Genomic DNA, 25,122 nt, shown 5'->3' on the forward strand with positions numbered 1-25,122 from the left:
CCGTGCTGACTCCCCCCGCCGCGACGCCGTCCGCGCCCCCGCCACCGGCGTCCCCGGCCTCGTGCTCCGTGCCCCGGCTCGTCATCGCCGCGCCCTCCTCGGGCAGCGGCAAGACGACCGTCGCGACGGGGCTGATGGCCGCGTTCGCCGCGCGCGGGCTCGCCGTGTCCCCGCACAAGGTGGGACCGGACTACATCGACCCCGGGTACCACTCGCTGGCGACCGGGCGGGTGGGCCGCAACCTCGACGCGTACCTGTGCGGGCCGGAGCTGGTCGGCCCGCTGTTCGCGCACGGTGCGCGCGGCTGCGACCTGGCGATCGTCGAGGGCGTGATGGGGATGTACGACGGGGCCGCGGGAGAGGGCGAACTGGCCTCCACCGCCCAGGTGGCGAAGCTGCTGCGGGCGCCGGTGGTGCTCGTGGTCGACGCCTCGTCGCAGTCCCGGTCGGTGGCGGCGCTGGTGCACGGGTTCGTGTCCTGGGACCCGCAGGTGCGGGTCGGGGGCGTGATCCTCAACAAGGTCGCCTCCGACCGGCACGAGGAACTGCTGCGGGACGCGCTGGAGTCGGCCGGGACTCCGGTGCTGGGCGTGGTGCGGCGGGCGCCGCGGGTCGACACGCCGTCCCGGCACCTCGGGCTGGTGCCGGTCGCCGAACGGCGGTCCGAGGCGGTGGACTCCGTCGCGGCCATGGCGGCGCAGGTGGCGCAGGGGTGCGACCTCGAGGCGCTGCTCGCGCTGGCGCGCGGTGCGGGAGACCTGTTCTGCGCGCAGTGGGACGCGGCCGACGCCCTGCGTGCCGTGCCCGCACCGACTCTCGACGCACCGGCAATCGACGCCCAGGCCGACGCACCGGCCCACGGCGCACCGGCCCTCGATGTCCGGGACCCGCGGTCCGACGTCCGCCGGCCGCGGCCCGGCGGCCCGGCGCGGCCCGTGGTCGCCGTCGCGGGCGGCTCCGCGTTCACCTTCTCCTACGCCGAGCACGCCGAGCTGCTCACCGCCGCCGGCGCCGACGTCGTCCCCTTCGATCCGCTGCGGGAGGAACAACTGCCAGAAGGAACCGCCGGGCTGGTCGTCGGGGGCGGGTTCCCCGAGGTGTACGCGGCCGAGCTGTCCGCGAACGAGCCGCTGCGCAAGGCGGTGGCGGCCCTCGTGGACCAGGGGGCGCCCGTCGCCGCCGAGTGCGCGGGGCTGCTCTATCTGTGCCGCGAGCTGGACGGGCAGCCCATGTGCGGGGTGCTCGACGCGACGGCGCGGATGAGCGGACGCCTCACGCTCGGATACCGGGACGCGGTCGCCGTGAGCGACAGCGCGCTGGCCGTGACCGGGACCCGGATGCGGGGCCACGAGTTCCACCGGACCGTCGTGGAGCCCGGCGCGGGCGCGACCCCCGCGTGGGGGTTGCGGACCCCGCAGCGGCGGCTCGAGGGGTTCGTGGAGCGGGGTGTGCACGCGAGCTATCTGCACACGCACTGGGCGTCCGAGCCGGGCGTGGTGCGCCGGTTCGTGGAGAGGTGCCGGACGTCATGAGCGCAGGGCCGGCCGTGCGGGCCGCCCGGGGGCCGGCACCGCGGGCCGTGACCGGAGCCCTCCCCGCGCGCGTGCACGGGCTCTCAGGACGCCAGGCCGACCACCAGCCAGATGAAGGCCGCGCCCGCGATCGTGCACAGCACGGTCGAGCGGGCCGGGTGCTCGTGGTGGGCCTCGGGGAGGATCTCGGCGGCCGCCAGGTACAGCAGCGCGCCGCCGAAGAACCCGAGATAGCCGCCGAGCACCTGCTCCGGGATGGTGACGAAGGACGTCGAGGCCGCGCCCGCGATCGGGGCCGCCGCGTCCGCGACCAGCATGGCCTGGGCCTTGCGGCGGGCGTTCCCGTAGAGGCTCGTGATCGTGTACGTGTTGAAGCCGTCCGCGAAGTCGTGGGCGATGACCGCGAGCGCCACGGCGGCCCCCATGCCGCCGTCCACCTGGAAGGCCGCGCCGATCGCCACGCCGTCCATCGCGCTGTGGCCGACCATCGCGGCGGCGGCCGTGAGGCCCACCTCGGGCGCGCGCAGGTTCGCCTCCTCCGCGCCGTGCGCGGCCTGGCGCGCCGCGAGCAGCCGTTCCACCAGATGGGCCAGCAGGAACCCGGCCACGAAGAGCAGCAGTGCGGCCGGAACGCCGAAGACCTCGGCGCCGGCCGCGTCGAGGGCCTCCGGCAGCAGGTCCAGGCCGACCACGCCCAGCATCAGGCCGCCGGCCAGGCCCAGCACGAGGTGGCGGCGGTCGGTCACGCGCTGTGCCGTCCAGCCGCCGGCCAGCGTCATGAGGAACGCGCCGAGCGCGACGAAGACCGCCATGCCCCCTTGCTATCCGATCGACCCCCGATCGCGCACATCCGCGCCACGGCCCGACGGCGCGAAGACCGGATGAGGTTCCGGGGACTGCGAACCCGCCGGAGCCGCAGAGACCACCGCCGAAGCCGCCGTGAACGCCGAACCCGCTGAACGCTGAACCCGCTGCACCCTGAACCCGTTGAACCCGTTGAGCCCGCCGGAACCGCACAGCCGGCGGAGAGAGGACGTGCCCGCATGACCGACGCCGCCGCCGGCCCGGGGCACTCCCCCATGACGTCCGGCGCCGTGGGCGGGGACCCTGCGGCGTCCCTCGTCGTCGGGGTCGGGGCGTCCACGGGCGTTCCCGCCGCCGAGGTGCTCGAGCTGGTGGAGAGCGCGTTGGGGGAGGCGGGACGGTCCGTGCGCGATCTCGCCGAGCTCGCCACCGTGGACGTCAGGGCCGGCGAACCGGGCCTCGTGGAGGCCGCCCGGCGGCTCGGCGTGCCCGTGGTGACGTACTCCGCGCGGGAGCTGGCCGGTGTGGCGGTGCCCCACCCCTCCGACGCGCCGCTCGCCGCCCTGGGCACCGCGTCGGTGGCGGAGGCGGCCGCGCTGGCCGGAGGCGGTGAGCTCGTGGTGCCCAAGCGCAGGTCGGCCGGAACCCCCGCGAGGGCGACGTGCGCCGTCGCGCGCCGGACGGACCCGTCGGCACCGCCGGCCACGCCGCCCGGAACCGCCCACGCGCCCGCGGACGACGCCGGCGGGCCGGGGACCGCCGCCCGTCCCGGCGTCAGCGGTGACCGCGACGGCCCCGCCGCCCCCGGCACCGCCGCACGACGCCCGTACCCGCCCCTCCCGGCGGCCACGGCCGCTGTCCGCCCGCCGCCGGTCGCCGCGGCGAGCGCCACCCGCACGGACATCCCCCACCCGGGCATCACCCTCACGGACAGGGAAACGCGCACTCCCATGCACACTGACGGACACGCCGACGGACAAGCCGACGAGCACGCCGACGGCCCGACCGGGCGATCTGACGGCGCCCACGACCTGCGCCATCACGGCGACGCCGAGACGCGGGACGACGGCGCGGCCCTGGTCGACCTCGCCGTGAACGTCCGCGCGGACACTCCTCCGCGCTGGCTGCGCGAGCGCGTCGCCGCGTCCCTGGGCGGCCTCGCCGCGTATCCCGACGGACGTGCCGCGCGGGCGGCCGTGGCGGCGCGGCACGGGCTGCCCGTGGAGCGGGTGCTGCTGACGGCGGGCGCGGCCGAGGCCTTCGTGCTGCTGGCACGGGCCCTGCGGGTACGGCGGCCGGTGGTCGTGCATCCGCAGTTCACCGAGCCGGAGGCGGCACTGCGCGACGCCGGGCACCAGGTGGGCCGGGTGCTGCTGAGCGCGCGGGACGGCTTCCGGCTGGACCCGGCGGCCGTTCCCGACGACGCCGACCTCGTGGTGGTGGGCAATCCGACGAACCCCACCTCGGTGCTGCACCCCGCGGACACGCTCCGGCGGCTGGCGCGGGACGGACGGACGCTCGTGGTCGACGAGGCGTTCATGGACGCGGTGCCGGGCGAACGGGAGGCTCTCGCCGGACGGACGGACGTGCCGGGCCTGGTGGTGCTGCGCAGCCTCACCAAGACCTGGGGGCTCGCGGGGCTGCGGATCGGTTACGTCCTCGCGGCGCCGGAGACGACAGCCGCGCTGGAGCGGGCGCAGCCGCTGTGGCCGGTGTCCACGCCGGCGCTGGCCGCCGCGCAGGCGTGCGTGGAACCGCAGGCGCTGGCGGAGGCCGCGCACGCCGCGCACCGCATCGCCGCGGACCGGGCCCATCTCGTCGCCGGACTCGAGGAGTTCGCCTCGGACGGACTGAGGGTGGCGGGGCCGGCCCAGGGTCCCTTCGTGCTCGTCCGGCTGCCGCGGGCGGCCGCGGTCCGCCGTCAGCTGCGGGTCCTGGGGTACGCGGTCCGGCGCGGGGACACCTTCCCCGGGCTGGACGAGGAGTGGCTGCGGCTGGCGGTACGGGACCGGGTGACGGTGAACCGTTTCCTCCAGGCCCTGGACCAGGCCCTGGCGCTGACGCGCGACTGACGCCACGCGAGGCACGGAACACGGGGGCATCGCGAGGGGGGACGCGGGTGCTGCCCTCCGTCCCGCCTGTCTCGCCCGTCCCGCCCGGTTCGGTCGGGCCCGGTGGCGTATGTGCTGCGCCTTCAGCCCACGATCTTCCCGTTCAGCACGACCCTGTGGGGCGCCGCCAGCACGCGCACGTCCGCGCGCGGGTCCGTCCCGTACACCACCAGGTCCGCCGGCGCGCCCTCGTCCAGGCCGGGGCGCCCGAGCCAGGCGCGTGCGCCCCACGTCGTCGCCGAGAGCGCCTGCAGCGGGGGGATGCCCGCGGTCACCAGCTCCGCGACCTCCGCCGCCACCAGGCCGTGCGGCAGTGAGCCGCCGGCGTCCGTGCCGACGAAGACCGGGATGCCGGCGTCGTAGGCGGAGCGGACGGTGTCGTACCGGCGCGCGTGGAGCCTGCGGATGTGGGCCGACCAGCGCGGGAACTTGGCCTCCCCGCCGGCCGCGAGCTCCGGGAAGGTGGCGATGTTGACCAGGGTCGGGACGATCGCCACGCCCCGCTCGGCGAACAGCGGGACGAGGTCGTCCGTCAGACCCGTCGCGTGCTCGATGCAGTCGATGCCGGACTCGACCAGATCGCGCAGCGAGTTCTCGGCGAAGCAGTGCGCCGTGACCCGCGCGCCCAGCCGGTGGGCCTCGGCGATGGCCGCCTCGGCCGCGGCCCGCGGCCAGCTGGGGGCCAGGTCGCCGGCCTCGCGGTCGATCCAGTCGCCGACCAGCTTGACCCAGCCGTCGCCGCGCCGGGCCTCCCGGGCGACGTACGCGACGAGGTCCTCGGGCTCGATCTCGTGGGCGTAGCCGCGCAGATAGCGGCGGGTGCGGGCGATGTGCCGGCCCGCCCGGATGATCTTCGGGAGGTCGTCGCGGTCGTCGATCCAGCGGGTGTCCGAGGGCGAGCCGGCGTCCCTCAGCAGCAGGGCGCCCGCCTCGCGGTCGGTCAGCGCCTGCTTCTCCGCGACGTCCGGCTCGACCGGCCCGTGCCCGCCGAGGCCCACGTGGCAGTGCGCGTCGACGAGACCGGGCAGCGCCCAGCCCTCGACGGTGCGGACCTCACGGGCCGCCGCGGGACGGCTGTAGGAGATCCGGCCGCCGACGACCCACAGCTCGTCGCGGACGTCTTCGGGCCCGGCCAGGACCCTGCCCTTCACGTGCAGCACCGGATGATCGCTCATGCGTGCACCCTAGGTCACGGCACTAGCCGGTGCTCCCGCCCACCTGGTCGGACGTCTCCTCCTCCACCTCGGCCATCGCCGGGTCGAGGAGACGCGAGAGGAAGTGGCGGGTGCGCTCGTGCCGCGGAGCGCCGATGACCTGGGCCGGGGCCCCGTCCTCGACGATCACTCCGCCGTCCATGAAGACGACCCGGTCGGCGACCTCGCGGGCGAAGGTCATCTCGTGGGTGACGACCATCATCGTCATGCCCTCGTCCGCCAGCATGCGCATGACGGCCAGGACGTCGCCGACCAGTTCCGGGTCCAGCGCCGACGTCGGTTCGTCGAAGAGCATCACGTCGGGGCCCATGGCGAGGGCGCGGGCGATCGCGACGCGCTGCTGCTGGCCGCCGGAGAGGGAGGAGGGATAGGCGTGCGCCTTCTCCGACAGGCCCACCCGGTCCAGGTTCTGGGCGGCCACCTTCGCGGCCTCCGCCTTGCCGCGGCCGAGCACCCGGCGCTGCGGCAGCGTCAGGTTCTCGGTCACCGACAGGTGCGGGAACAGGTTGAACTGCTGGAAGACCATGCCGATACGGCGTCGCACGGCGTCGATGTCGACGTCGGGGTCGGTGAGCTCCGTGCCGCCGACGAAGACCTGGCCCCCGGTGGGCTCCTCCAGCAGGTTCACGCAGCGCAGCAGCGTCGACTTGCCGGAGCCGGAGGGGCCGATCACGCAGACGACCTCGCCGCGGCCGATCTCCAGGTCGATTCCCCGCAGCACCTCGTTGTCGCCGAACGCCTTGTGCAGGCCGCGCACTTCGATCTCGGGTCGGCTCATTTCACGGCCTCCTGGGCCTTGGCCTCCATGCGGCGCACGACGAAGCCGAGCGGGACGGTCACCAGCAGGTAGCACAGGCCGGCGACCAGGATGGGCGTGGAGTTGGCGGTGTCGCTGGCCAGGTCCCGGCCGAACTTGGACAGTTCGCGCTCCTGGAGGGTCACGCCGAGGAGCAGGACCAGGGAGGAGTCCTTGAAGAGGATGATCAGCTCGTTGGTGAGCGGCGGCAGGATGATCCGGAACGCCTGCGGGATGACGATGGAGATCATCGCGCGGGCCGGCGAGAAGCCCAGCGAACGCGCCGCCTCCGTCTGCCCCTTGGGCACCGCCTGGATGCCCGCGCGGAACGTCTCCGCCATGTACGCGGCTCCCACCAGGCCGAGCGCGAGGGCCGCCTTGCCGTACGTGCCGCCGACGATCTCCGTGCCGGGGAAGGCCAGCGGCACGGCCACGCCGATGAACACGAAGATCAGCAGGGCCGGCAGGCCGCGGAAGATCTCGATGTACACGCCGGCCACCCAGCGGTACGGGCCGACCGAGGACAGCCGCATCAGCGCGATGACCAGGCCGAGCACCAGCCCCAGCAGGAAGCCCGACAGCGTGTACAGGACGGTGTTCTTCAGCGCCAGCGTGATGACGTCGGGGAACATCTCCTTCGCGATGTCCCACTGGGCGAACTGGTTCTTCAGCCGCCCCCAGTCGGCCGTCACCGCGAAGACGATCACGGCGGCGACGAACACGGCGTACTGCAGGCCCCTGGACAGCCGGCGCCTCTGCCGCCGGGTCAGCCCCTTCCGCTTCGGCTGGAGCGGTACGTCCGCGGCGGTCATGACGCCGACGGGGAGGCCGCGGACGCGTCGTACGGGCCGATCCACTTCTCGTACAGCGTCTTGTACGTGCCGTCGGCCTTCGCGTCCGCCAGCGCCTTGTTGATCGCGGCGACCAGCTTCGCGTTGCCCTTCTTCACCGTGAAGCCGTACTGCTCACCGGTGTTGAGGTTGTCGACGACCGTGAAGGCGCCGGCGTTGGCCTTGTCCTTCAGCCAGCCCTGGACCACCGGGTAGTCGATGACGACGGCCTTGACCTGACCGGTGCGCAGCCCGTTGAGGACGGCGTCGGAGGACTCGAAGGAGACCGGGTCGAGGCCCTGCTTCTCGGCGTAGTCCTCACCGGTGGTCTGCGCCTGCGCGCCCAGCTTGAGGCCCTTGGCCTTCACCTCGGCGAGCGAGGAGACGCCGGCGCCCTTGTCGACGAGGACGGCCTGCGTGGCCTCGAAGTAGGGGTCGGAGAAGTCGACGTTCTTCTTGCGCTCGTCGGTGATGGTCATGCCGGCCGCGGCGAGGTCGCACTGGCCGGAGTTGAGGAAGGCGCCCGTCTTGAAGTTCTCGAAGGGCGTGTCGACGATCGCCTGCTTCACGCCGAGGTTCTTGGCGACCAGGTCGATCAGGGAGACGTCGAAGCCCTGCACCTTGCCGTCGATCTCCGACTGGAAGGGCGGGTACGGCAGGTGGGTGCAGGTGGTGAGCTGGCCCGCCTTGACGAGCTCGACCCCGCCGGCGGCGGTCTTGGAGCCGCTGCCGCCGTCGTCGCTCGACGTGCAGGCGGCCACGAGCACGAGCCCGGCCGTCGCGGTGGCAGCGGCCAGGATGCGGGTCCGGCGCCCGGAGAGGGTGATCACGGCGGGCCTTCCTGTAAGGGATTTCGGGGAACTTTGAGTTCCGATTATAAGGAGAAGTTTGAGACTCTCAAACCAATCCAATGGTCACAAGGCCGCTGGGCCTGCGAAGTCGCCAATGGAGTGGGGGGAGAGCGTCCCGGCTACTCTCGTCACCCCTACCCCGTCAGTGAAGAGAGCACCGTCGTGACACACCCGTTCCTGGACCTCGCACCGCTGAGCGCCGCACATTTCGCCTCGATCGAGGCGCGGGTGGCCCGGCTGCTGGACACCCGGCAGGACGTCGTGGTCACGCAGGGCGAGGCGCTGCTGCCCCTGGAGGGCGCGATCCGGGGCGCCGCGGGTCCGGGCACCACGGCCCTCAACGTGATCACCGGCCCGTACGGTCAGACCTTCGGCGACTGGCTGCGGGACTGCGGCGCGACCGTGATCGACCTGGCGGTCCCCTTCCACACGGCGGCGACGGCGGCCCAGGTCCGCGAGGCGTTCGCCGAACACCCGGAGATCGACTTCGTCTCCCTGGTGCACGCGGAGGCGGCGACCGGCAACACCAACCCGGTCGCGGAGATCGGCGAGGCCGTGCGGGAGCACGGCGCGCTCTTCTCCCTGGACGCGGTCGCCTCCATCGGCGCGGAGCCGGTGCTGCCCGACGCGTGGGGCGTGGACCTGTGCGTGATCGGCGCCCAGAAGGCGATGGGCGGCCCGGCGGGCGTCTCGGCGGTCTCGGTGAGCGAGCGGGCGTGGGCGCGGATGTCCGCCAACCCGACAGCCCCGCGCCGCTCGTACCTGTCCCTGCTGGACTGGAAGCACCGGTGGATCGACGGCGGCCGCAAGACCCTGCTGCACGCGCCGGCGCAGCTGGAGATGCTGGCCCTCGAGGCGTGCGTGGAGCGGATCGAGACGGAGGGGCTGGAGACGGTGACGGCCCGGCACGCGTCCGCCGCGGCGGCGGCCCGGGCGGGGGCGCTGGCGCTGGGCGGCGGGCTCGAGCCGTTCGTGCACGACGCGGCGGAGGCCGCGCCGGTCGCCACCACCCTGCGGGCGCCGGTGGGCGTGCCGGCGTCGGAGCTGGTGGCCCGGGCACTGGCGAGCGACCCCGCGCTGCCGCTGGCCGCGGGCGGGGGCGCGCTGGCCGGCGAGATGATCCGGGTCAACCACTACGGGCCGGACGCGACCCTGGACGCGGTGCGCGAGTCCCTGGCCGCGCTGGGCGCCGCGCTCGCGGAGAGGGGCCTGACCGTCGACCTGGACGCGGCCCGCCGGGCCGTGGACGGCGACCGCGGCTGACCCGGCCGCCGCAGCGACCGGGGGCAGCCGGAACCGGCCGACGCCGCCGGATGCGGGGGGGCATGCCGGCGGAACGACCGCCGACGCGCACCGCACTCTTCCCGGCGGCCGCCCGATCCCGAGAGATCGCCCGCGGGCGCGAGCTGATCGCCGGGCGGTCGCTGGAGGACACCGGCCGGGTCGTGGACGGCCCGATGACCGGGATCGAGGTCAGCCTGCGCTGGGTGCTCCTCCACCTGATCGAGGAGTACGCGCGCCGCAACGGCCACGCCGACATTCTCCGCGAGCGTATCGACGGGGCGACCGGAGTCTGAACGGAAGGCAATTCGGGAATTCATTCCCGTTGTTTTACGAGCGGCTTACGGCGATAGGTTTCCCGGGCTCTTCTGCCCCGCTTCCCCGCACCTAAACGCAGCAATTTCGCAGCACTCCGAGCGTTCCGGAACTGCGTGACGCATTGCACAAGCTCAACAATATGCACCTTTTGCGCGGTGTAAAACGGGACAAAAAACCCTTCAGTCTCTGTGGCATCACGGAATCACCACGGCCTCTCCATGCGTTATCGAATTTCGCTCGGTAAGTTCAATCCGCATGACTGCCACACAAGCAGACCTGCGTATCGACCGCCCGTCGGTGGCTGACGGAGCCGCCCTCTGGCGTCTCGCCAAGGAATCCGGAACGCTCGATCTGAACTCCTCCTACAGCTACCTCCTGTGGTGTCGCGACTTCGCCGCCACCTCGGCGGTGGCGCGTGCGGAGAACGGCGAGCCGGTCGGGTTCGTCACCGGCTACGTACGGCCGGAGGACCCGCACACCCTGCTGGTCTGGCAGGTGGCCGTCGACTCCGCACACCGAGGCCGCGGACTCGCCGCCGCGCTGCTCGACGGACTGACCGCGCGGATCGCCGCGGAGCGCCCGCTCACCGCCGTCGAGACGACCGTCACTCCGGGCAACACCGCCTCCGAGCGGCTGTTCGCCTCGTACGCCGAGCGGCACGGGGCGGGCGTCACCCGCGAAGTGCTCTTCGGCTCCGGGCTGTTCCCCGACGGCCCGCACGACCCCGAGGTGCTGTACCGGATCGGCCCGCTCTCCTTCTGATCCGCCCACGCTCCCCCCGCCTCCCCGCACACCCGTACCGCTCCCACGTCCCCCCACGCCCCGCACCGCTCTCCTGCCGACCCCACACCGAGGAGTGTTTTCGCCGTGACCCTCACCCAGCCCGACCTCAGCGTCTTCGAGACCCTCGAGTCCGAGGTGCGCAGCTACTGCCGCGGCTGGCCCGTCGTCTTCGACCGCGCGCAGGGCAGCCGTATGTACGACGAGGACGGCCATCGGTACCTGGACTTCTTCGCCGGCGCCGGATCGCTCAACTACGGCCACAACAACCCCGTGCTGAAACGGGCGCTGATCGACTACCTGATGCGGGACGGCGTCACGCACGGGCTCGACATGTCGACCGTCGCCAAGCGGACGTTCCTGCAGACCTTCCAGGACCTGGTGCTGCGCCCGCGCGACCTGCCCTACAAGGTCATGTTCCCGGGCCCGACCGGCACCAACGCCGTGGAGTCCGCGCTGAAGCTGGCGCGCAAGGTGAAGGGGCGCGAGGCCATCGTGTCCTTCACCAACGCCTTCCACGGGATGTCCCTCGGGTCGCTGGCCGTCACCGGCAACGCCTTCAAGCGGGCCGGCGCCGGCGTCCCGCTGGTGCACGGAACGCCCATGCCGTTCGACAACTACTTCGACGGTCAGGTACCGGACTTCCTCTGGTTCGAGCGGCTGCTCGAGGACCAGGGCTCCGGCCTCAACAAGCCCGCCGCCGTGATCGTCGAGACCGTGCAGGGCGAGGGCGGCATCAACGCCGCGCGTCCCGAGTGGCTGCGGGCGCTCAAGGAGCTGTGCGAGCGGCAGGACATGCTGCTGATCGTCGACGACATCCAGATGGGGTGCGGGCGCACCGGGGCCTTCTTCTCCTTCGAGGAGGCCGGCATCGTCCCGGACATCGTCACCGTGTCCAAGTCCATCAGCGGCTACGGACTGCCCATGTCGCTCTGCCTGTTCAGGCCCGAGCTCGACGTGTGGGAGCCGGGCGAGCACAACGGCACCTTCCGCGGCAACAACCCCGCCTTCGTCACCGCCACCGCCGCGCTCGAGACGTACTGGGCCGACGGGTCGGCCATGGAGAAGCAGACCCGGACGCGCGGCGAGCAGGTCGAGCAGGGGCTGATCTCCATCACCGAGGAGAACCTCGCCGACGTCAAGGAGTACCGGGGCCGCGGTCTGGTGTGGGGCCTGGAGTTCCACGAGAAGGCGCGGGCCGGCCGCGTCGCGCAGCGCGCCTTCGAACTCGGGCTGCTGATCGAGACGTCCGGCCCGGAGAGCGAGGTCGTCAAGCTGCTGCCCGCGCTGACCATCACCCCGGAGGAGCTGGACGAGGGCCTGAGCATCGTCGCCCGGGCCGTGCGGGAGACCGTCTGAGGCTCCCGCGCGGGCCGGGCGCGCCCCGGCCCGCGCACCGGCCGCTGCCGCGGCCGGCCATCCGTCACCTATCTAGGAGGCATCGCGACACCGTGATCGTCCGTTCGTTCAAGGACATCGAGGGCACCGACCGGCATGTGCGGGCGGCGTCCGGCACCTGGGAGAGCAAGCGCATCGTCCTGGCCCGGGAACGGGTCGGATTCTCGCTGCACGAAACGATTCTGTACGCGGGCACCGAGACGTCGATGCACTACGCGAACCACATCGAGGCCGTGGTCTGCGTCGAGGGCCAGGCCGAGCTGACCGACCACGAGAGCGGGCTGACGCACACCGTCACGCCCGGGACCATGTACCTCCTCGACGGGCACGAGCGGCACACGCTGCGCGTCAAGGAGGACTTCCGCTGCCTCTGCGTGTTCAATCCGCCGGTGACCGGACGGGAGGACCACGACGAGAACGGCGTCTACCCCCTGCTGACCGAGCCCGAGGAGGTGCAGGCATCGTGACCACGCTCACCGATCTCTACCCCACCCGTGGCGCCGCCGAGGTGTCCGTCCCCCGTCGGGACCCCGTCGTCTGGGGCTCCCCCGACGCCCCCGGCCCCATCCCGGCCGCCGATCTGCACGCCTACGAGCGCGACGGCTTCCTCGCCGTCGACCAGCTGATCGGCGACGACGAGGTCGCCGTGTACCGGCGGGAGCTCGAGCGCCTCGTCGCCGACCCGGAGGTCCGGGCGGACGAGCGGTCGATCGTCGAGCCGCGTTCGCAGGAGATCCGGTCCGTCTTCGAGGTGCACAGGCTCAGCCAGGTCTTCGCCGCGCTGGTCCGTGACGAGCGGGTCGTCGGGCGGGCCCGGCAGATCCTGGGGTCGGACGTGTACGTCCACCAGTCGCGGATCAACGTCAAGCCGGGCTTCGGGGCCGGGGGCTTCTACTGGCACTCCGACTTCGAGACCTGGCACGCCGAGGACGGCCTGCCGAACATGCGGACGGTGTCCGTCTCGATCGCGCTGACCGAGAACTTCGACACCAACGGCGGCCTGATGATCATGCCGGGTTCGCACCGCACGTTCCTCGGCTGCGCCGGGGCGACACCGAAGGACAACTACAAGAAGTCGCTGCAGATGCAGGACGCGGGCACGCCCTCGGACGAGGCGCTCACCGCGATGGCCGGCGACTACGGCATCAAGTTGTTCACGGGCAAGGCGGGTTCGGCGACCTGGTTCGACTGCAACGCCATGCACGGGTCCGGCGACAACATCACGCCCTTCCCGCGCAGCAACGTGTTCATCGTGTTCAACAGTGTGGAGAACACGGCCGTGGAGCCGTTCGCGGCGCCGATCCGCCGGCCGGACTTCATCGGAGCCCGGGACTTCACGCCCGTGACGTGAGCGCCGGAGCGTCCGCCGGCGGACGGCAGCCCGACGCGGCCCGGGACACCCGCCCGACCGGGGTGAGGGAGTCCTGGGCCCGTCGGGCTGCCGTCCGCCGGGCGTCAGTCCGACAGGACGTCCAGCAGACGGTCGACGTCGGCGGGTGTGTTGTACAGGTGGAAGGCGGTGCGCAGGTGGCCGGCCCGGTCCGAGACCTGGATGCCGGCGGCGGCCAGCTCGGGCTGACGGTGGCCGAGTCCGGGCACGGAGACGATCGCTGACCCGGGCGCGGGAACGGGCTCGCGGCCGAGGGCGGCCAGTCCGGCGCGGAAGCGGTCGGCGAGGGAGCGGTTGTGGGCGCCGATCGCGGCCACGCCGATTTCCTCCAGCAGTTCGAGGGAACGGCGCAGCCCGGCGTAGGTGGACAGGGCGGGCGTCAGGTCGAACCGCCGCGCGGAACGGGCGAGTTCGGCCACCGGGCCGTAACAGCTGTCCCAGGGCTGCTCGCCGGCCACCCAGCCCGCGAGGATCGGCGACAGGCCGCCGAAGTCCTCCGGGACCACGAGGAAGGCCGCGCCGTGCGGGCCGAGCAGCCACTTGAAGGAGACCGCGGCGGAGAAGTCGTGGGCGTCGGCGTCCGTCGGCAGCCAGCCCGCGGCCTGTGAGAAGTCGACGTAGGTGCGCGCCCCGTGCGCCAGGGCCGCCTCCCGCAGGGCGGTCAGGTCGGCGATCCGTCCGTCGGCGGACTGGGCGGCGCTGACGGCGACCAGCGCCGTGCCGGGGCGGACGGACTCGGCGATCCGCTCCAGCGGCACGGCGCGGACCTTGAGGTCGCCGCGGACGTGGAACGCATTCAGCACGGAGGTGAAGTCGCCCTCGGCGGTGAGCACCTCCGCCCCCGCGGGGAGCGAGGCGGCGATCACTCCGGTGTGCGCGGCGACCGAGGCGCCCAGAGCCACCCGGGTGACGGGCACGCCGGCCAGCCGGGCGAACGCGGCCCGGCACGCCTGCACGTCCTCGAACAGCGGGCTCAGCGGCCTTCCCTCGGCCCGCAGCAGCGCCGCCGCGTGCACGGCGGCGACGGTGCGGGCGGGCAGCAGGCCGTTGCTCGCGGTGTTCAGGTAGGTGGTCTTCGGTGTGAACTCGGCGCCGACGAGGCTCTCGAAGGTCTCCATGGGTCCACTCTGGGCCCCACGGACCTCCCCGTCCATCGCCGATTTTTACGCGATGCCGCTAAGGAACGCTTATGGATAGGCGTTGACCTGCGGTTTCACCGCTGGGGGACCTCGCAGCCGTCCGGTCCGCAGGCCTGCGCACCGTCGTCCTCGATCAGCTTCAGCGGGGAGCGGCTCTCCCACGCCCGGGTCAGGGCCTGGGCGAAGACCTCCGCGGGCTGGGCGCCGGAGACGCCGTAGGCACGGTCGAGGACGAAGAACGGCACGCCGTTCGCGCCGAGCTCGGCGGCCTCGCGCTCGTCGGCGCGGACCTCGTCGGCGTACGCGGCCCGGTCGGCGAGGACGGCGCGAGCGGCCTCGGCGTCCAGACCGGCCTCGACCGCCAGCTCCACGAGGCGCTCGTCGCCCTCGGTGAAGACGGACCGCTCCTCGGCGAAGTTCGCCCGGTAGAGGATCTGGATCAGCTCGTCCTGGCGTCCCTGCTCCTTGGCGAAGTGCAGGAGACGGTGCATGTCGAAGGTGTTGCCGTGGTCGCGGTCCCGGGTGCGGTAGGCGAGGCCCTCGGCGGCGGCCTGGGCGCCCAGGTTCTCCTCGCCCGCCTGCGCCTGGGCCTGGCTCATCCCGTACTTCTTGCCGAGCATGGCGAGCACCGGCTGGACGTCGTCCTTGGCGCGGCCCGGGTCCAGCTCGAAGGAACGGTGGATCACCTCGACCTGGTCGCGGTGCGGGAAGGCCTTGAGCGCCTTCTCGAAGCGGGCCTTGCCCACATAGCACCACGGGCAGGCGATGTCGCTCCAGATCTCGACGCGCATGTCTCGGCTCTCTCCAGGTCGTGCGGCTGCCACGGAGCTTCCCTCCGCCAGGTGAATGAACGTTCAAGCAGCCGGCTTCATTCCCCGGCCGGTCGGCAGCAGCCGATCAGGAGCCGTCGGGCACCCGGTAGGCGAGCCACAGGTGGTGATCCCCCTCCGCGGGCGGGCGCTCCGGGTCCGGGACCCAGCCCTGCCGTGCGTAGAAGGCCTGCGCCCGCCGGTTGTCGACGTGCACGTCGAGCACGGCCGCGCTCAGGCCGTCCGCCCGCCACCGCTCGACGCAGGCCGCGTGCAGGGCCGTGCCGATCCCCGCACGCCAGTGGCCGGGGTCGACATGGAACTGGAACAGCCGCACCGTGCCCGCGGGCGCGTCCTGCGGCGTGCGGAACGAGGCCAGGGCGACGATCCGCCCCTGCTCCAGGACGCAGAGCACGCGCCCGTCCCGCCGCTCGACGGCCGTGCGCCAGTTCGCGAGCCAGTCCGTGCCGTCCTGGGGTACGCCGTCGGGGTAGTACGTCGCCCGGGCGCGCGCGTGCAGGGCGGCGACCGCCTCCGTCTCGGCGGGCACGGCCGCACGGATCACCCGGTCAGCGGTGACGCGATCTCCGATCATGCCCGGGAGGACGTGCGGGCCGTCCCGCCGGTTCCGTGCCGGTCAGCTGCCGTCCCTGAGATCCTTCGGCCACTCGTGCCGGAACGCGAGGTGGTCGTACGTCACCACGCATCCCTCCCCGATCGGCGCCTGCGTCATGAAGCCGACCAGGGCCGCGCCGGTCCGCTCCTCGTCGCCCAGGGTGAACAGGCGGACGAAGGTCCAGCGGCGGCCGTCCCGGGAGGCGTGGAAGGCGAAGGCCCGGCCGGTCCGGCTCACCCGCAGCCAGACCGAACTCCCTTCCACGGTGAAGGCGTTGGCGTCGTCGGAGTGCCCCCGGGTGACCACCGTGCAGACGGTCGCCACGTCCGGGGAGTACTCCAGGCAGAGCTTGGCCCAGTCCCGCTCGCCGACCTGGACGTACAGCGCCCCCGCGTCGAAGGCCCCGGTGAATCCCACGGTGACCCGTGCGATCAGCTGGAAGTCGCCCTCCGGGGCCCCCAGCAGCCGGGGGGCGTCCGCCGCGGGGTCCAACGCCTCCCCGGTGGGCGTCACGAACCGGTCCTGCCGCGCTCCGGCCCACCCGGTGAGCACCCCGTCCTCGTGGAACCAGTGCCCGTCGGGTCCGTAGGTACGGAGGGGAAAGGGCAGTTCGGGGAGCGAGAAGTCCATGGTCTGATTATCGGACGTCCCCGCGGGGCGCCACGCGCTATCGCTCCAGACGCCCGTTGAACCGGCGCGGAAGGCCCAGCTCGTTCTCGTCGCGCAGCTCCACGGGCAGCAGCGCGGCAGGGGTGTTCTGGTAGACGACCGGCCGCAGCCACCGTTCGATCGCCGTGCCGCCCACCGAGGTGGAGGTGGACGTGGTGGCCGGGTAGGGCCCTCCGTGGTGCTGCGCCGGCGCGACGGCGACGCCGGTCGGCCAGCCGTTCACCAGCACGCGCCCGGCGAGCGGTGTCAGCTCGGCGAGGATCTCCCCGCCGCGGCCCTCGCCGGCCGCCTCGCCCTCGGACAGCTGGACGGTCGCCGTGAGGTTGCCCGGCAGACGCGACAGCACGGCCCTGACCTCGTCGTCGTCCTCGTAGCGGGCGACCACGGTGACCGGCCCGAAGCACTCCTCGAGCAGCAGGTCGTGCGCGCCGTCGGCGGTGAGCCGGGCGGCGGGCACGGTGAGGAACCCCGCGCTGACGGTGTGCTCCCCGCCCGCGCCCGGCGTGACCGGCGACTCCACGTCGGGCAGCCCGGCGCGCTCGGCGACCCCCGCGACGAAGTTGTCCCGCATCCGGTGGTCGAGCAGCACGCCCGCCTCGGTGTCGCTCACGGCGTCGGTCAGGGACTTGAGCAGCCCGTCGCCTGCCGCGCCGGACGGCACCAGGACCAGGCCGGGCTTGACGCAGAACTGGCCGACGCCCAGCGTCATGGACCCGGCCAGACCGGTCCCGATGGCCTCGGCGCGCTCGGCGGCGGCCGCCTCGGTCACCACGACGGGGTTCAGCGACCCCAGCTCGCCGTGGAAGGGGATCGGCGTCGGCCGGGCGGCCGCCGCGTCGAACAGGGCCCGGCCGCCCCGGATCGAGCCGGTGAAGCCGGCGGCGGCGACCGACGGGTGCCCGATCAGCTCGAGACCGGCGTCGAAGCCGTGCACGAGGCCGAGCACGTCCGCCGGGATGCCGTGCTCGGCGGCGGCCGTGCGCACCACCTTGGCGACCAGCTCGGACAGCCCCGGGTGGTCGGGGTGGGCCTTGACGACCACCGGGTTGCCGGCTGCCAGCGCGCTGGCCGTGTCGCCGCCGACGACGGAGAAGGCGAAGGGGAAGTTCGACGCCGCGTACACGGCCACCACGCCGAGCGGCACCTTGTAGCGGCGCAGGTCGGGGACGGGCGGGGTGGCGGTGTCGTCGGGGTGGTCGACGACGACGTCGAGGAAGGCGCCCTCGTCGACGATGCCGGCGAACGCGCGCAGCTGGTAGCAGGTGCGGGCGAGCTCGCCGGTCAGCCGGACCGGACCGAGCGCGGTCTCGGCGTCGGCCACCTCGACGAGGGTGTCCCTGGCGGCCTGGAGACGGTCGGCGGCGGAGCGCAGGAAGGCCGCGCGGACGCTACGGTCCGCGAGCGAGCCGCGCGTGTCGTGGGCGGCACGGACGACGGCGTCGACCTCCTGGGCTGTGGCCTCCACCGCAACCTGTTCACGCTGCTTCCCGGTTCGGGGGTCGACACTCCAGACTGGTGCTGCTGCCACCGAGGGTCCCTCCACGTTGGTACGGGCTCACCCACCAGGGGCGTTCGATATGCTGAACGCTGTCTCTGATGATGAATATGCTGTCGGAGCGTATTTCCCGTCGAACGAAGGGGTCAAGGGCGATGTCGGCTGTCGAGACGGGGGGCGGAGCGCAGGTCAAGTCCGCGGTAAGGACGGTTGAGCTGCTGGAATACTTCGCCGGTCGCCCCGGGATGCACTCCCTCGCATCGGTCCAGGAGGCCGTCGGATATCCCAAGTCGAGTCTGTACATGCTGCTGCGCACGCTCGTGGAGCTGGGCTGGGTGGAGACGGACGCGACGGGCACGCGGTACGGCATCGGCGTGCGGGCACTGCTCGTGGGCACCTCGTACATCGACGGCGACGAGGTGGTCGCGTCCGCCCGGCCGACCCTGGACCGACTCTCGGACGACACCACCGAGACCATCCACCTGGCCCGGCTGGACGGCACGAACGTCGTCTACCTCGCCACCCGCCAGTCGCAGCACTACCTGCGCCCGTTCACCCGCGTCGGCCGCCGGCTGCCCGCGCACTCCACCTCGCTCGGCAAGGCGCTGCTGAGCACCTACACCGACGAGCAGGTCCGCAAGCTGCTCCCGGAGACGCTCCCGGCGCTCACCGAGCACACGATCACGGACCGAGAGAAGCTCATCGAGGAGCTGCACCAGGTTCGCGAGCAGGGCTTCGCGGTGGACCGCGAGGAGAACACGCTCGGCCTGCGCTGCTTCGGCGTGGCGATCCCCTACCGCACGCCGGCCCGGGACGCGATCAGCTGCTCGGTGCCGGTGGCGCGGCTCACGCCGGCGCACGAGCAGCTGGTGAAGGACGCCCTGTTCGACGCCCGCGACCGGCTGACCCTGGCCACCCGGCGGCTCTGAGGCCGGGGCGCGAAGGCGCCGCCCGGCGCTCCGCGCCCATGGCGGACAGGCCCTACGCTCTGCGGTATGCCGATCGCTCTGCGCCGCGTCCACGACAGCGATCTGCCGGTGTTCTTCCGGCAGACGAACGACCCCGAGTCCCTCGTGATGGCCGCGTTCACCCCGGAGGACCCGGCCGACCGGGACGCCTTCGACGACCGCTGGAGCAGGATCCGCGCCTCGTCCGCCGTGGTGCGCACGATCCTGGTGGACGGGGACGTGGTCGGCAGCGCGGCCGTGTACGGGGAGCCGGGCGAGCGCGAGGTGACGTACTGGGTGGACCGTGCGTACTGGGGCCGGGGCATCGCCACGGAAGCGCTGACGGCCCTGCTCGCCGAGGTCCCCGAGCGCCCGCTGTTCGCTCGGGCGGCGGCCGACAACGCCGGTTCCCTCCGGGTCCTCGTCAAGTGCGGTTTCGTGCCCACCGCCCGCGCCACCGGGTACGCCCCCGCGCGGAAGGCGGAGATCGAGGAGATCGTCCTGCGGCTGGAGAACTGAGCCGGGCGCAGATGAACAGGCGATGAGAAACCGGGAAGGAGGGAACGCCGCCCCCCGTCCCGTTCGTCTTCCCATCGCCATGAACAAGACGATCAGACGCGCCTCGGTCTTCGCGCTGCTGCTGGTGTTCGCCCTGCTGCTGCGGGCGACCTGGGTGCAGTTCTACGAGGGCCGGGCGCTCGCGGACGACACGCACAACCGGCGCAACGCGATCCAGACGTACGCGGAGCCGCTCGGGAACATCATCGTGGCCGGGAAGGCGATCACCGGCTCGGCCGTCACCTCGGACAGCGACCTCAGATACAAGCGCACGTACACGAACGGCGAGCTGTACGCGGCGGTGACCGGCTACGCCTCGCAGAGCTACGCCCCGACGCAGCTGGAGGGCGTGTACGCGGACCTGCTGAACGGCACCGACCCCCGGCTGAAGACGGTCCTGGACACGGTCACCAACCAGCGGGCGGAGCCGGGCGACGTGCTCACCACGATCGACCCGGCGGTGCAGAAGGCGGGGTACGACGCGCTCGGCGGCAAGAAGGGCGCGGCCGTCGCGATCGACCCGTCGACGGGCCGGATCCTCGCGGTCGTCTCGACGCCGTCGTACGACCCCTCGTCGCTGACCGACGCCGACACCGCCGGCACGGCCTGGAAGAAGCTGACCGCGGACCCCGACAAGCCCCTCGTCAACCGGGCGCTGCGGCAGCCCCTGGCGCCCGGCTCGACGTTCAAGCTGGTGGTGGCGGCCGCCGCGCTGGAGGACGGGCTGTACACGTCCGTGGACGAGAAGACCGACAGCGCCGACCCGTACACCCTGCCGGGCACACGGACGGACCTGGCGAACGAGAACAGGTCGGCGCCCTGCGAGGACGCCTCGATCCGGGTGGCGCTGCAGTACTCCTGCAACAACGTGTTCGCGCACATGGCCGTCCAGCTCGGTCAGGACAAGCTGAAGGCGATGGCCGACAGGTTCGGCTTCGACGACGACAGCCAGGACGTGCCGGTGCGGGCCTACGCAAGCGTGTACCCGTCCGGCATGGACGCCTCCTCGACCGCGCTGACCGGCATCGGCCAGTTCGACGTGACGGCGACCCCGCTGCAGATGGCGATGGTGTCGGCGGCCCTGGCCGACGGCGGCAAGCTGGTCTCGCCGCACATGGTCGAGCAGATCACGAACGGCGGCGGCGACGTCCTCCAGGACTACGACGACACGGCGACCACCACCCAGGTGGTCAGTGCCTCGACCGCCGCCCAGCTGCGGTCGGCGATGCAGACGGTCGTCGAGAAGGGCACCGGAACCAACGCGCTCATCGACGGCGTCACCGTCGGCGGCAAGACGGGCACCGCCCAGAACGGCGAGAACAACAGCAAGGCCCCGTACGCCTGGTTCACCTCGTACGGGAAGTCCGACTCGTCCGGCGAGCAGGTCGCCGTGGCCGTCGTGGTCGAGCAGTCGGACGCGGCGCGCTCCGAGGTCAGCGGCAACGGCCTGGCCGCGCCCGTCGCGAAGGCCATGATGCAGGCGGCGCTGCGGAAGTAGCCCGCGGTGACGGGGCGGCCCGCAGAGCGGCCGCCCCCGTCACCGCCGCGTCCGCTCACCTCACTTGACGCCGAGGACCTGCTCGATCGGGTCGATCGCGAAGTACACCAGGAACAGCGCCGAGGCGCCCCAGAGCAGCCAGTGCACCTCCTTCGCCTTGCCGAGCACGGTCTTGATCACGACGTACGCGACGAAGCCGGCGCCGATGCCGTTGGTGATCGAGTAGGTGAAGGGCATCACGGCGATGGTCAGGAAGGCCGGGATCGCGATCTCGTACCTGTCCCAGTCGATGCTCTTGACCTGGGTCATCATCAGGAAGCCGACGGCGACGAGGGCCGGGGCGGCCGCCTGGAGCGGGACGATGGTGAGGACCGGCGTCAGGAACAGCGCGAGGGCGAAGAGCGCGCCGGTGACGAGGTTGGAGAACCCGGTGCGCGCCCCCTCGCCCACGCCGGCCGCCGACTCGATGTAGGAGGTCGCGGAGGACGACGAGGCCGCGCCGCCCGCGACCGCCGCCGCGCCGTCGATGAGCAGCACGCGGCCCAGGTTGGGCACCTCGCCCTTGTCGTTCAGCAGTCCGGCCTCGGCGCTGATGCCGACGACCGTGCCCATGGTGTCGAAGAAGTCGGACAGCAGCAGCGTGAAGACCAGCAGGACGACGGTGACGGCACCGGTCCGACCGAACGCGCCGAACAGGCTGAAGTGACCGATCAGCCCGAAGTCCGGGGCGCCGACGACGTCGTCCGGCCACGCGGGCGTGGTCAGTCCCCAGGACTTGATGTCGGCGAGCGAGTCGATGACGATCGCGAGCAGCGTCATCGCCACGATGCTGATCAGGATCGCGCCCTTGACCTTGCGGGCGAGCAGCCCCACGGTCAGCAGCACGCCGAGGCAGAAGACGAGGACGGGCCAGCCGCCCAGCGTGCCGGTGCCGCCGAGCTGGACGGGGACGGAGGTGTGCGCGGCGTCGGGGATGCGGCTGACGAAGCCGGCGTCGACGAAGCCGATGAAGGCGATGAACAGGCCGATGCCGACGCTGATCGCCTGCTTGAGCGGTTGCGGGATGGCGTGCATGACGGCCTCACGCAGTCCGGTCGCCACCAGCACGCAGATCAGCAGGCCTTCGAGAACGATGAGGCCCATCGCGTCGTCCCAGCTCATCAGCGGGGCGATCTGGAAGGCGACGACCGCGTTCAGGCCGAGCCCCGCGGCGAGCGCGAGGGGAAGGTTGCCGCCGACGCCCATGACGATGGTCATCACCGCGGCCACCAGGGCGGTGGCGGTGGTGAGTTGGACGCTGTCGAGGCGGTGTCCGAACTTGTCCTCGGCGCTGCCCAGGATGATGGGATTCAGGACAAGTATGTAGGCCATCGTGAAGAACGTGGCGGTCCCGCCGCGTATCTCCCGGCTGAACGTGGACCCTCGTTCGGAGATCCGGAAGAACCGGTCGACGCTGTTCACCGCCGGTCTCTCACGGGTGGGCCGGTCGGCCTTCTGCTGCGTCTCGGACATGGCTGCCACTCCTCGGGGCCGGAACGATCTCGGTGCGGATGCTGGCTGGATTGTTCCCCCGTTGAACCCTCTTCAGGTTTTCGCCGTGTTACGGAATCGGGTTCCGGACACGTTCGGCCTGCCATGCGGTGTTCGAACCCCCGACCGGACGGGGTGATCGCGCACTGCTACGCTTCCCGATCTCGTCCCGACCGCCTCCCCGGGACATTCCCATGTCATTCACATGGCACGCACAGCACCGGTCGCACCGAGAAGAGGTAACCCGTGGGCACAGTCGTCGACGACGCCGCCTCCGTGGAGTTCCACGCCTTCTTCGACCGCCACTACGCCGAACTGTCCCGCCTGGCCTGCCTGCTGACCGGCGAGGCGGACGCCGCCGACGACCTGGCGGCGGACGCGCTGCTCGCTCTGTGGAACCGCTGGCACCGGGTGCGCGCCGCGGACCATCCGGTCGCCTACGCGCGCGGGGTGGTCGCCAACCTCGCCCGCACCCGCATCCGCAGCGCAGTCCGCGAGCGCCGCAGGATCGCGCTGTTCTGGTCGCAGCGCGAGGAGAAGACAGAGAATCCCGACGTCGCCGGCGTCGTGGACGTGCAGTCGGCGCTGCGTAGACTGCCGTTCCGCAAACGCGCCTGCGTGGTGCTGCGGCACGCCTTCGATCTGTCGGAGAAGGACACCGCGCTCGCACTGGGCGTCTCCGTGGGTACGGTGAAGAGCCAGACGTCCAAGGGGATGGCCGAGCTGCAGAAGCTGCTGGGCGGCAAAGGGGCTCCGGTGAGGGTGCCTGCGATGGCACGCGACCGTCAGGCCGCAGGGAGGGACCGATGACGACGCAGCGGGACGTGCACGGCGAACTGCGCACCCGGCTGCACGCGGCGGCCGAGGCGCACGAGCCCGACCGGGCGCGCATCCTGGCCCGGGTCGAGCGTGGGATGGCCGGGCAGGGGCAGGCGCAGGTCCGCTCCGCCCATCGGGCGACCCGCCCGCCGTTGTGGAGCTGGGCGCGGATCGTGGGCGCGACGGCCGCGGTCGCGGGCCTGCTCGCGGTCGGCGGTTACGCGGTGGCGTCCGCGGTGAAGGGCGGCGCCCCGGCGCAGCCGGCCGTCTCCGTCTCCTCGCCGCCGGTCGAGTCGCCGGGCGCCACCAGCCGCCCTCCGGTCTCTCCCCGGCCGACTCGGACCCCGGGCGGCGGCAGGACGCCGGCCGGGCCGGGCGTCTCCCCGCCGAAGAGCCCCGCGGCCAAGCCCTCCGCGCCCGCGGCCTCCCTGCTGCCGGCCACGACCGACGAGGCGGAGGGCCCGCTGTGGTCGGACGGCTCGCTCGACCTGCACAGCAACGACTTCTGGGCGCAGAGCAACGTCACGCTGAAGACGTCCGAGGCGCTCACCGCGCTCACCGTGCAGCTGAAGGTCGCGCAGACCGGCGGGGTCTCGTCGACGGGCGCCTGGCGCTCGCTGCCCGAGGGCGACTTCGAGTTCACCTCGGCCGAACACGACGGCTTCCTCGTCTACACCTGGGTGCTCAAACCGGGCCGTACCGTCCCCAAGGGCGAGTGGGTGTTCGCCGGGCAGTACAACCACGACCGCGGCGGCCGTGACGCGAAGGCCGACGCCTACGCGATGTCCGGCCGCTCGGACGGCGGCCGGCAGAGCGTCGTGGGCGGCGACTTCGCCTCCCACGACGACGAGAAGGACTGAGCAGGCCGTGCGGGGGCGGGACGGTCCCGCCCCCGCACAGGACGTCAGCCGACGAAGTACGTCGGGTTCGGCAGCTTGTACCTGCGGTCGGCGTAGCCGCCGTCGAGGTCGGAGTACTGATCGCCGAAGTTGGCGATGATCTCGTACCCGAGGTCGTCCTCGATGTGCTTGCGGGTGCCCGACTTGTACTGGACCGTCGTGCAGGTCCAGGCGCCCGGGGTGGCGCAGGCGCTCAGGTAGGACGGCGGGGCGGCGGCGTTCTTGAGGAACATGTGCGCGGTGTCGAGGTTGACGTCGGCGCCGACCTTCTTCAGGTTCTCGACCGCGGCGGCGCGCTGGGCCTCGGAGAGGCCCGAGTTGTAGAAGACCTCGACGCCCTTCTTCTCGGCGTACCGCACCAGTTCGGGGCTGCCGAAGACCGCCGGGCGGTCGGCCTTGTTCACGTACGCCGCCCAAGTGGCGGAGTTGTACGTGTAGTTGTACCGCTTCTCGTAGTCGAGGCTGAGCAGCAGGGTGTCGTCGACGTCGAAGACGACCGCGGGCTTCTCGCCCTTCCTGAATGCCTTGCGGGCGGCCTGGTCGATGTACTTCCGCGCGGCCTTGTCGATGCTCGCGAGGTCCTTGGCGTACGGGCTGGCAGGCGAAGCCTGGTACACGCCGTTCGCGTCCGGGGCGGTGCCGTAGTAGGTGTCGATGTCCTTCACCAGGAGCCCGATGTTGTAGGGCTCGTGCGTGGAGTTGGCCGTGGACTGGCCGGCCGTGGCCGCGCCGGCGCCGAAGAGGGCGGCGCCGGCGACGGCGCAGGCCGCGGCGATGGCCGCGATGCGCTGTGGCTTATGCATGACACGCTTTCTACGCGCGTCACGCGGGTGAGCGC

24 protein-coding genes and 1 pseudogene are annotated in these 25,122 nt (G+C 72.4%); 13 read left to right on the forward strand and 12 right to left on the reverse strand.

What is annotated here, in order from left to right; genetic code table 11:
* Positions 1–5 precede the first annotated feature (5 nt).
* Complete coding sequence (locus tag ACH4ZA_RS27185; RefSeq protein ID WP_398432124.1) at positions 6–1,532, forward strand: cobyrinate a,c-diamide synthase; 1,527 nt, start codon at positions 6–8, stop codon at positions 1,530–1,532.
* 83 nt (positions 1,533–1,615) lie between these two features.
* Here ACH4ZA_RS27185 and ACH4ZA_RS27190 read toward each other — a convergent pair whose 3' ends face one another.
* Positions 1,616–2,344 carry a ZIP family metal transporter gene (locus ACH4ZA_RS27190; RefSeq protein ID WP_398432079.1) on the reverse strand — a complete coding sequence of 243 codons (729 nt, stop codon included), beginning with the start codon at positions 2,342–2,344 and terminating at the stop codon, positions 1,616–1,618.
* A 231-nt stretch (positions 2,345–2,575) separates the two neighbouring features.
* Here ACH4ZA_RS27190 and cobC point away from each other — a divergent pair, with 231 nt between their 5' ends.
* A complete protein-coding gene (gene cobC / locus ACH4ZA_RS27195) occupies positions 2,576–4,408 on the forward strand; it encodes an Rv2231c family pyridoxal phosphate-dependent protein CobC (protein ID WP_398432080.1) in 1,833 nt (610 codons plus the stop codon).
* Positions 4,409–4,530: 122 nt separating this feature from the next.
* Here cobC and ACH4ZA_RS27200 read toward each other — a convergent pair whose 3' ends face one another.
* Genes ACH4ZA_RS27200 through ACH4ZA_RS27215 form a run of 4 tightly spaced genes read right to left on the reverse strand, consistent with a single transcriptional unit; the run spans position 4,531 to position 8,117 of the window.
* Positions 4,531–5,622 (reverse strand): amidohydrolase family protein, encoded by a 1,092-nt coding sequence (locus ACH4ZA_RS27200; RefSeq protein WP_319282468.1) that lies wholly within the window; start codon positions 5,620–5,622, stop codon positions 4,531–4,533.
* 22 nt (positions 5,623–5,644) lie between these two features.
* Positions 5,645–6,439 (reverse strand): amino acid ABC transporter ATP-binding protein, encoded by a 795-nt coding sequence (locus tag ACH4ZA_RS27205; RefSeq protein ID WP_398432081.1) that lies wholly within the window; start codon positions 6,437–6,439, stop codon positions 5,645–5,647.
* Positions 6,436–7,269, reverse strand: coding sequence for an amino acid ABC transporter permease (locus tag ACH4ZA_RS27210; protein ID WP_319282472.1), 834 nt, complete (start codon positions 7,267–7,269; stop codon positions 6,436–6,438). The genes ACH4ZA_RS27205 and ACH4ZA_RS27210 overlap by 4 nt, the downstream gene beginning before the upstream one ends.
* Positions 7,266–8,117 carry a transporter substrate-binding domain-containing protein gene (locus ACH4ZA_RS27215; protein ID WP_398432082.1) on the reverse strand — a complete coding sequence of 284 codons (852 nt, stop codon included), beginning with the start codon at positions 8,115–8,117 and terminating at the stop codon, positions 7,266–7,268. Before ACH4ZA_RS27215 ends, ACH4ZA_RS27210 begins: the two co-directional genes overlap by 4 nt.
* Before the next feature lie 183 nt (positions 8,118–8,300).
* Here ACH4ZA_RS27215 and ACH4ZA_RS27220 point away from each other — a divergent pair, with 183 nt between their 5' ends.
* From ACH4ZA_RS27220 to thpD, 6 genes and pseudogenes are all read left to right on the forward strand, one after another.
* Complete coding sequence (locus ACH4ZA_RS27220; RefSeq protein ID WP_398432083.1) at positions 8,301–9,401, forward strand: aminotransferase class V-fold PLP-dependent enzyme; 1,101 nt, start codon at positions 8,301–8,303, stop codon at positions 9,399–9,401.
* Positions 9,402–9,520: 119 nt separating this feature from the next.
* Positions 9,521–9,715: pseudogene (locus tag ACH4ZA_RS27225) on the forward strand (DUF664 domain-containing protein); the annotation flags it as partial.
* Between the two features lie 277 nt (positions 9,716–9,992).
* The gene (ectA, locus tag ACH4ZA_RS27230) at positions 9,993–10,499 is read left to right on the forward strand and encodes a diaminobutyrate acetyltransferase (RefSeq protein ID WP_398432084.1); all 507 of its coding nucleotides are present in this window, start codon (positions 9,993–9,995) and stop codon (positions 10,497–10,499) included.
* 105 nt (positions 10,500–10,604) lie between these two features.
* Entirely contained in the window at positions 10,605–11,876 is a 1,272-nt protein-coding gene (ectB, locus tag ACH4ZA_RS27235; RefSeq protein WP_319279023.1) for a diaminobutyrate--2-oxoglutarate transaminase, read from the forward strand.
* 92 nt (positions 11,877–11,968) lie between these two features.
* Positions 11,969–12,382, forward strand: coding sequence for an ectoine synthase (locus ACH4ZA_RS27240; protein ID WP_319279021.1), 414 nt, complete (start codon positions 11,969–11,971; stop codon positions 12,380–12,382).
* Entirely contained in the window at positions 12,379–13,266 is an 888-nt protein-coding gene (thpD, locus tag ACH4ZA_RS27245; RefSeq protein ID WP_398432085.1) for an ectoine hydroxylase, read from the forward strand. The genes ACH4ZA_RS27240 and thpD overlap by 4 nt, the downstream gene beginning before the upstream one ends.
* Before the next feature lie 104 nt (positions 13,267–13,370).
* Here the strand turns inward: thpD and ACH4ZA_RS27250 are convergent, their stop codons facing one another.
* From ACH4ZA_RS27250 to ACH4ZA_RS27270, 5 genes are all read right to left on the reverse strand, one after another.
* The gene (locus tag ACH4ZA_RS27250; protein WP_398432086.1) at positions 13,371–14,423 is read right to left on the reverse strand and encodes an aminotransferase class V-fold PLP-dependent enzyme; all 1,053 of its coding nucleotides are present in this window, start codon (positions 14,421–14,423) and stop codon (positions 13,371–13,373) included.
* 95 nt (positions 14,424–14,518) lie between these two features.
* Positions 14,519–15,235 carry a DsbA family oxidoreductase gene (locus ACH4ZA_RS27255; protein ID WP_398432087.1) on the reverse strand — a complete coding sequence of 239 codons (717 nt, stop codon included), beginning with the start codon at positions 15,233–15,235 and terminating at the stop codon, positions 14,519–14,521.
* Between the two features lie 106 nt (positions 15,236–15,341).
* Positions 15,342–15,848: a GNAT family N-acetyltransferase gene (locus ACH4ZA_RS27260; protein ID WP_319279017.1), complete on the reverse strand. Its 507-nt coding sequence runs from the start codon at positions 15,846–15,848 to the stop codon at positions 15,342–15,344.
* A gap of 42 nt (positions 15,849–15,890) precedes the next feature.
* Positions 15,891–16,499: a DUF1349 domain-containing protein gene (locus ACH4ZA_RS27265; RefSeq protein ID WP_319279015.1), complete on the reverse strand. Its 609-nt coding sequence runs from the start codon at positions 16,497–16,499 to the stop codon at positions 15,891–15,893.
* Positions 16,500–16,536: 37 nt separating this feature from the next.
* The gene (locus tag ACH4ZA_RS27270; RefSeq protein WP_398432088.1) at positions 16,537–18,066 is read right to left on the reverse strand and encodes an aldehyde dehydrogenase (NADP(+)); all 1,530 of its coding nucleotides are present in this window, start codon (positions 18,064–18,066) and stop codon (positions 16,537–16,539) included.
* A 122-nt stretch (positions 18,067–18,188) separates the two neighbouring features.
* On the opposite strand from ACH4ZA_RS27270, the gene ACH4ZA_RS27275 reads away from it, so the two are divergent.
* From ACH4ZA_RS27275 to ACH4ZA_RS27285, 3 genes are all read left to right on the forward strand, one after another.
* On the forward strand, positions 18,189–18,962 hold the full coding sequence (locus ACH4ZA_RS27275; RefSeq protein ID WP_107444662.1) for an IclR family transcriptional regulator: 774 nt from the start codon (positions 18,189–18,191) through the stop codon (positions 18,960–18,962).
* A gap of 66 nt (positions 18,963–19,028) precedes the next feature.
* Positions 19,029–19,499: a GNAT family N-acetyltransferase gene (locus tag ACH4ZA_RS27280; RefSeq protein WP_319279012.1), complete on the forward strand. Its 471-nt coding sequence runs from the start codon at positions 19,029–19,031 to the stop codon at positions 19,497–19,499.
* A 79-nt stretch (positions 19,500–19,578) separates the two neighbouring features.
* Complete coding sequence (locus tag ACH4ZA_RS27285; RefSeq protein ID WP_398432089.1) at positions 19,579–21,036, forward strand: peptidoglycan D,D-transpeptidase FtsI family protein; 1,458 nt, start codon at positions 19,579–19,581, stop codon at positions 21,034–21,036.
* A 60-nt stretch (positions 21,037–21,096) separates the two neighbouring features.
* Here the strand turns inward: ACH4ZA_RS27285 and ACH4ZA_RS27290 are convergent, their stop codons facing one another.
* Positions 21,097–22,548 (reverse strand): NCS2 family permease, encoded by a 1,452-nt coding sequence (locus tag ACH4ZA_RS27290; RefSeq protein ID WP_398432090.1) that lies wholly within the window; start codon positions 22,546–22,548, stop codon positions 21,097–21,099.
* 264 nt (positions 22,549–22,812) lie between these two features.
* On the opposite strand from ACH4ZA_RS27290, the gene ACH4ZA_RS27295 reads away from it, so the two are divergent.
* Complete coding sequence (locus tag ACH4ZA_RS27295) at positions 22,813–23,376, forward strand: SigE family RNA polymerase sigma factor (RefSeq protein ID WP_398432091.1); 564 nt, start codon at positions 22,813–22,815, stop codon at positions 23,374–23,376.
* Entirely contained in the window at positions 23,373–24,245 is an 873-nt protein-coding gene (locus tag ACH4ZA_RS27300; RefSeq protein ID WP_319279008.1) for a hypothetical protein, read from the forward strand. The genes ACH4ZA_RS27295 and ACH4ZA_RS27300 overlap by 4 nt, the downstream gene beginning before the upstream one ends.
* 44 nt (positions 24,246–24,289) lie before the next feature.
* Here ACH4ZA_RS27300 and ACH4ZA_RS27305 read toward each other — a convergent pair whose 3' ends face one another.
* Positions 24,290–25,087, reverse strand: coding sequence for an HAD family acid phosphatase (locus tag ACH4ZA_RS27305; RefSeq protein WP_398432092.1), 798 nt, complete (start codon positions 25,085–25,087; stop codon positions 24,290–24,292).
* Positions 25,088–25,122: the final 35 nt, after the last annotated feature.

This window comes from Streptomyces sp. NPDC020597 (assembly GCF_044335095.1).
GTDB lineage: Bacteria > Actinomycetota > Actinomycetes > Streptomycetales > Streptomycetaceae > Streptomyces.

What these genes read in the sequence shown, in the direction of transcription:
- ACH4ZA_RS27190 (WP_398432079.1), bottom strand. Translation starts at nt 2,344, where the DNA reads ATGGCGGTCTTCGTCGCGCTCGGCGCGTTCCTCATGACGCTGGCCGGC.
- cobC (WP_398432080.1), top strand. Translation starts at nt 2,576, where the DNA reads ATGACCGACGCCGCCGCCGGCCCGGGGCACTCCCCCATGACGTCCGGC.
- ACH4ZA_RS27200 (WP_319282468.1), bottom strand. Translation starts at nt 5,622, where the DNA reads ATGAGCGATCATCCGGTGCTGCACGTGAAGGGCAGGGTCCTGGCCGGG.
- ACH4ZA_RS27205 (WP_398432081.1), bottom strand. Translation starts at nt 6,439, where the DNA reads ATGAGCCGACCCGAGATCGAAGTGCGCGGCCTGCACAAGGCGTTCGGC.
- ACH4ZA_RS27210 (WP_319282472.1), bottom strand. Translation starts at nt 7,269, where the DNA reads ATGACCGCCGCGGACGTACCGCTCCAGCCGAAGCGGAAGGGGCTGACC.
- ectA (WP_398432084.1), top strand. Translation starts at nt 9,993, where the DNA reads ATGACTGCCACACAAGCAGACCTGCGTATCGACCGCCCGTCGGTGGCT.
- ACH4ZA_RS27250 (WP_398432086.1), bottom strand. Translation starts at nt 14,423, where the DNA reads ATGGAGACCTTCGAGAGCCTCGTCGGCGCCGAGTTCACACCGAAGACC.
- ACH4ZA_RS27255 (WP_398432087.1), bottom strand. Translation starts at nt 15,235, where the DNA reads ATGCGCGTCGAGATCTGGAGCGACATCGCCTGCCCGTGGTGCTATGTG.
- ACH4ZA_RS27260 (WP_319279017.1), bottom strand. Translation starts at nt 15,848, where the DNA reads ATGATCGGAGATCGCGTCACCGCTGACCGGGTGATCCGTGCGGCCGTG.
- ACH4ZA_RS27265 (WP_319279015.1), bottom strand. Translation starts at nt 16,499, where the DNA reads ATGGACTTCTCGCTCCCCGAACTGCCCTTTCCCCTCCGTACCTACGGA.
- ACH4ZA_RS27275 (WP_107444662.1), top strand. Translation starts at nt 18,189, where the DNA reads ATGTCGGCTGTCGAGACGGGGGGCGGAGCGCAGGTCAAGTCCGCGGTA.
- ACH4ZA_RS27280 (WP_319279012.1), top strand. Translation starts at nt 19,029, where the DNA reads ATGCCGATCGCTCTGCGCCGCGTCCACGACAGCGATCTGCCGGTGTTC.
- ACH4ZA_RS27285 (WP_398432089.1), top strand. Translation starts at nt 19,579, where the DNA reads ATGAACAAGACGATCAGACGCGCCTCGGTCTTCGCGCTGCTGCTGGTG.
- ACH4ZA_RS27290 (WP_398432090.1), bottom strand. Translation starts at nt 22,548, where the DNA reads ATGTCCGAGACGCAGCAGAAGGCCGACCGGCCCACCCGTGAGAGACCG.
- ACH4ZA_RS27300 (WP_319279008.1), top strand. Translation starts at nt 23,373, where the DNA reads ATGACGACGCAGCGGGACGTGCACGGCGAACTGCGCACCCGGCTGCAC.
- ACH4ZA_RS27305 (WP_398432092.1), bottom strand. Translation starts at nt 25,087, where the DNA reads ATGCATAAGCCACAGCGCATCGCGGCCATCGCCGCGGCCTGCGCCGTC.